Below are 4,008 nucleotides of genomic sequence, written 5' to 3'. Positions count from 1 at the left end.
TCGTCGAACGCCGCGCGGCGCAGCCGCTCGCGCCGCGCCCGCAGCAGTTCGCGCCACTCGCTTCGTCGCGGGCGGTCCATCGTCTCCTCCCGTCCGCGAAAATGTACGGGCGCGCGGCGCGCGGGGAAGATCGATGGAATGAAGGCGACTGCCGCGAGGGGACGCGCGTCGCCTCGAGGACGAGGACTTGTCGGCGGCTGCGTCCGTCCGACGCGGGCGACGACGCGGGCGCGCGCGACGACGCGCGCCCGCGCGAACGGCGAACGCGTCAGGCGCCGACCTCGCGGCGGAAGACGTCGATGATCTCGTCCACGAGTCGATCGACCTGCGCCTGCTCGGGCCCTTCGATCATCACGCGCGCCAGCGGCTCGGTGCCGGAATAGCGCACGACGACGCGCCCGTCGGCGCCGAGCTCCGTCTCCGCGCGCCGCACCGCGGCGGCGAGGACGGGGTTGTCCTCGATGCGCGGCTTGGCCGAAACGCGCGTGTTCCTGAGCCGCTGCGGGAAGCGCGGCAGCTCGTCGAGCGCGGCCTCGACGTCGCCCGCGCCGGCGCGCTGGAACGAGGCGAGCAGCAGCGCGGTGAGCGTGCCGTCGCCGGTCGGCGCGAGGTCGCCGAAGATGATGTGTCCCGACTGCTCGCCGCCGAGCGCGTGGCCGCCGGCGCGCATCGCCTCGAGCACGTAGCGGTCGCCGACCGGCGCGCGGAGCATCGCGATCCCTTCCCGCGCCAGCGCCTTCTCCAACCCGAGGTTGCTCATCACCGTGGCGACGACGGCGCCCGAGGCGAGACGCCCCGCGCGGCGCAGCGCGCGGCCGGCGTAGTAGAGCGAGAAGTCGCCGTCGAGCAGGCGGCCGCTCCGCGTGGCGCCGATGCAGCGGTCGGCGTCGCCGTCGAAGGCGAAGCCGACGTCGGCGCCGCGCGCGACGACCTCCCGCGCCATCCGCTCCGGATGGAGCGAGCCGCAGCCGTCGTTGATGTTCCGCCCGTCGGGGGCGTCGGCGAGCGTCGTCACCCGCGCCCCGGCGCGCCGGAACGCCTCGGGGGCGACGACCGACGCCGCGCCGTTCGCCGCGTCGAGCACGACCGACAGCCCTTCGAGCCGCGCGCCGGCGAGGCAGCGTTCGAGGAAGGCGAGGTACCGCTCGCGCAGCGTCTCGTCCACGGGCGGCGGATTCGCCGTCAGCTCCTCGGCGGAGAGCGGCGCGTCGGGCGCCGCGCCCATCCGCCGCTCGAGCTCCGCCTCGATCTCGTCGGGGAGCTTCGCGCCGCGGCAGTCGAAGACCTTCACGCCGTTGTCGTGATACGGGTTGTGCGAGGCGGAGATCATCAGCCCCGCGGCGAAGCCGGCGTCGCGCACGATCAGCGCGAGGGCCGGGGTCGGCAGCACGCCCGCGCCGACGGCGGTCCCGCCGGCGTCCGCGACGCCGCGGGCGAGCGCGGCGGCGATCCACCCGCACGACTCGCGCGTGTCCATGCCGACGGCGATCCGCGGCGCGGGGAGGTCCGGGCGGTCGTGGCGGATCGCCTCGACGAGCGCGCCGCCGAGCTTGTGCAGCGTGAGGGGAACGAGGGGCGGCTCGCCGGCGACGCCGCGCATGCCGTCCGTGCCGAACAGTTGGCGCATCAAAGGTCTCTCTTCGGTCGGTCTTCGTTCAAGGGGCGCTGCGCCGCACGCGGACGCGCGCGGGGTCGAGCGCCAGGACGCGGATCTTCGCCGTCTCGTCGAGCGCCAGCGCGCCGAAGTCGAGACGCACGCCGGCGGTGCTGCTGCGCCCGTCCACGTCGGCCACCGCGGCGACGCGTCCGGAGATCCGCTGCAGCAGCGAGGGGGGCGCCTCGATCACCGCCTTCACGGTGGCGGGATCGACGTCGAAGCCGTCGAGGTTCGGACGCACCGGCAGCGTCATCTCGACCGGCCCCGGCACCTCCTCGACGAGGATGTTGACCCGCACCGCCTCCGGCCGGAGCGAGACGAGCGCGTCCGGCTTGGTCAGGCTCTGCAGCGCCGTGAACGGCCGGCGATGGTTGCGCGCGTCCACCGGCTCCGTCTGGATCTCGGTCACGCTGCGCATCGACTCTTCCGGCCCCGAGATCTCGACGACGTCCGGCTCGGCCCAGCTCTTGACGACGCGGAAGCCGGTCGGCGGCGGATCGCCGAGCCGCACCCGCACCGGCACCGAGCGGACGACCCGCTTCTCGACGGTGACGGTGAGCGACGGCGTGACGATCTCGCGCAGCAGGCCGTTCGGCACGCCGATCACCTCGCGGTCCTGCACGGCGATCTTCTGCGGCCGCCCGGCCTTGAGCGACGGCTCGAGCTGCACGCGGGCGTAGAGCCCCTGCTCGTTGAGCCGGTTGAGGACCGGAGCGTCCCCCTGCAGCCGCACGCGGACCTCGCGCGGGTTGTAGTCGAGGATCGCCATCCCTTCGGGCGGCACGAACTCCACCGGCACGCTGACGAAGCGCACCGACGGCGAGCGGCTGACGACGTAGGCCCACGCGACGTACGCGAGGAGGAGGCTGAAGAGCTTCAAGCCCCAATTGCGGCGCAGGAATCCGCCGGTCACCGGCCCGCCTCCGCGGCGCGCGGACCGTCCTTCGCCGGGCGCCGTTTCTCGTTCGTCTTGGTCTTCGCGGCCGGACGCGGCGCGGCCCAGTACTCCTCGAGGATCGCGCGCAGCCCGCGCGTGTCGAGGTCCTGGCGCAGCGCGCCGTCGATCGCCACGGACACGACGCCCCGCTCCTCGCTGACGACGACGGCGATCGCGTCCGACTCCTCCGTGATGCCGATCGCGGCGCGGTGGCGCGTGCCGAACGTGCGGGAGATGTAGGGATCGACCGACAGCGGCAGGAAGCAGCTCGCCCCCTTGAGGCGGCCGTCGGCGACGATCACCGCCCCGTCGTGGAGCGGCGTCTTCGGCGTGAAGATGTTGATCAGCAAGTCGTAGCTGATCACCGCGTCGAGCTCGATGCCGGTCTCGATGTAGTTGCGCAGCCCCTGGCTGCGCTCGAGGACGATCAGCGCGCCGATGCGGCGGCTGCCCATCGCGGTCGCGGCGAGGGCGATCTCCTCGATGATCTTGCGCGACTGGTCCACCTGGCGGAAGCGGCTGAACGGCATCCGCCCGAACGTCGCCAGCGCCTGCCGGATCGGCCCTTGGAAGATGACGATGATGGCGAAGACGCCGTAGGGCAGCAGCGCGCCGAGCAGGAAGTGGACCGAACGGAGCGGAAGGAAGCCGGTCGGGTCGGTGAGCAGGAAGAGCGCCACCAACGCGAGCAGCCCGTAGGCCATCTGAACCGCGCGGGTGCGGCGGATCAGTTGGAACATCTGGTAGATGACGAACCAGAGAATGACGATGTCGAAGATCGCCGACGGCTCTCTGAGCTGCTCGATTTGCAGCAACTGCTGTAGGTGGCCCACGGCGTCCCCCGCGTCCTAGCTGCCGCCCGCGCCCGGCCGCAACGCCGCGGCCATCGCCAGCGCCTCGCGCGTCGCCGCGACGTCGTGGACGCGGACGACCGCCGCGCCGCCGCACGCCGCCGCCGCCGCGGCGACGAGACTGCCGGCGAGCCGGCGGTCCGCGGCCGCGACGCCCGTGCGCGCGCCGACGAACGACTTCCTCGAGGCGCCGACGAGCAACGGGTAGCCGAGCCCGGCCAACGTGCGCGTCCGCCGCAGGAGGTCTTCGTTTCCCGCCGCGGACTTGCCGAAGCCGAGGCCCGGATCGAGCAGGATTCTATCATCCGCGATCCCGGCCTTCCGCCCGGCCTCGGCGCGCGCGGCGAGGAACGTCGCGACTTCGCCGAGAAGGTCGTCGTAGCGGGTGTTGGACTGCATCGTCCCCGGCTCGCCCCGCATGTGCATCACGCAGACCGGGACGCCGCGCCCGGCGGCCAGTTCGGCCATGCCGGCGTCGCCGAGCCCGGCGATGTCGTTGATCAGGTCGGCGCCCTCGTCGAGCGTCGCGCGGGCGGTCGCCGCGCGGCGCGTGTCGATCGAGA

Annotated in this window: 4 protein-coding genes; all 4 read right to left on the bottom strand. The window is 73.4% G+C overall.

All coding sequences use genetic code 11. The annotated features are described in order from the left end of the window. Nucleotides 1-268: 268 nt before the first annotated feature. On the bottom strand, nucleotides 269-1,627 hold the full coding sequence (gene glmM / locus LLG88_12110; protein ID MCE5247646.1) for a phosphoglucosamine mutase: 1,359 nt from the start codon (nucleotides 1,625-1,627) through the stop codon (nucleotides 269-271). A gap of 28 nt (nucleotides 1,628-1,655) precedes the next feature. Continuing rightward, the gene (locus tag LLG88_12105) at nucleotides 1,656-2,570 is read right to left on the bottom strand and encodes a hypothetical protein (protein MCE5247645.1); all 915 of its coding nucleotides are present in this window, start codon (nucleotides 2,568-2,570) and stop codon (nucleotides 1,656-1,658) included. Continuing rightward, nucleotides 2,567-3,427 (bottom strand): diadenylate cyclase CdaA, encoded by an 861-nt coding sequence (gene cdaA, locus LLG88_12100; GenBank protein MCE5247644.1) that lies wholly within the window; start codon nucleotides 3,425-3,427, stop codon nucleotides 2,567-2,569. Before cdaA ends, LLG88_12105 begins: the two co-directional genes overlap by 4 nt. A 15-nt stretch (nucleotides 3,428-3,442) precedes the next feature. Continuing rightward, nucleotides 3,443-4,008, bottom strand: a 566-nt coding sequence (gene folP / locus LLG88_12095) for a dihydropteroate synthase (GenBank protein MCE5247643.1), incomplete at its 5' end; no start/stop codon positions are given.

It is taken from the genome of bacterium (assembly GCA_021372775.1).
Classification (GTDB): Bacteria; Acidobacteriota; Polarisedimenticolia; order J045; family J045; genus JAJFTU01.
The sequence above is the reverse complement of the archived record's forward strand: the minus strand, read 5'-3'. Positions and strand labels throughout refer to the sequence as shown.